The sequence below is a fragment of the Oleiphilus sp. HI0125 genome (genome assembly GCF_001635355.1).
This window is the reverse complement of sequence record NZ_LWGF01000940.1, coordinates 1-819: the sequence shown is the minus strand read 5'-3', so window position 1 is coordinate 819 and position 819 is coordinate 1. Positions and strand designations below refer to the sequence as shown.

The following is an 819-nucleotide window of genomic DNA, read 5'->3' as shown; positions in this document are numbered from 1 at the left end:
GAATATTTGTCGTCTTGCAATTCATCAACAAGAAGGCAGTAACATGTTGATTATCAGTTCGGTGATCGACAATTTAGTTAAAGGCGCATCGGGGCAAGCTGTTCAGAACATGAATATCATGTTCGGTTTCGAAGAGACATGTGGTTTGCAACAAGTTCCTTTGAGCCCTTAAGGATATTATGGCTAAACATAATCCGCATGAAAAAATGGTGTTGGTTCGTCATGAGCCAGGACGAAAACGTAAGCTGATTATTCAGCTAATTTGCTTGGTGCTCGTTTGTGCGAGTGCGGCTTATTACGTCGGCGTTTTTGAAATGAAACAACGACACCAGGTAGCCGTAGAAAGTCTGAATGCATTGTCCGAGCAATATCGTTTATCGGTCGATGAGAATCAGGGCTTAAAGCAAAAAATCGCGAATCTTGAACAAAGTGAAGCCATTAACTTGCATGCAAAGCAAGAGATTCAAAGCACCATTCGTGGTTTGCGCGAGCAGGTTGCTGGATTGCAGAAAGATGTAAGCTTTTATCAGAACATTATGGCGCCATCTGACAATAACAAAGGCTTACAAATTCAAGCCCTTGAATTGTCTGCATTAAGTGAAAACAGGCACTATGCTTATAAAATCGTGTTGGCGCAGTTAGCAAACAACAAACGCTATTTACAGGGTGTTGTTGCTGTAAACTTGATTGGTCAGCGTGATTCAGAGAGTGTCATTCTTCCTCTTCGAGATGTGTCTGAGGTTGAAGAGTTAGGAATGAAATTCCGTTTTAGATATTTCCAAGAATTTGCAGGTGAGCTGATCTTGCCCGAAAATTTTG

General features: G+C 41.4%; 1 protein-coding gene and 1 pseudogene. Both read left to right on the top strand.

What is annotated here, in order from left to right:
• Positions 1-172 (top strand): annotated as a pseudogene (locus A3762_RS28415) (N-acetyl-gamma-glutamyl-phosphate reductase); the annotation flags it as partial.
• 7 nt (positions 173-179) lie between these two features.
• Positions 180-819: DUF6776 family protein (locus tag A3762_RS16170; RefSeq protein ID WP_068756622.1), on the top strand; the 640-nt coding region annotated here is incomplete at its 3' end.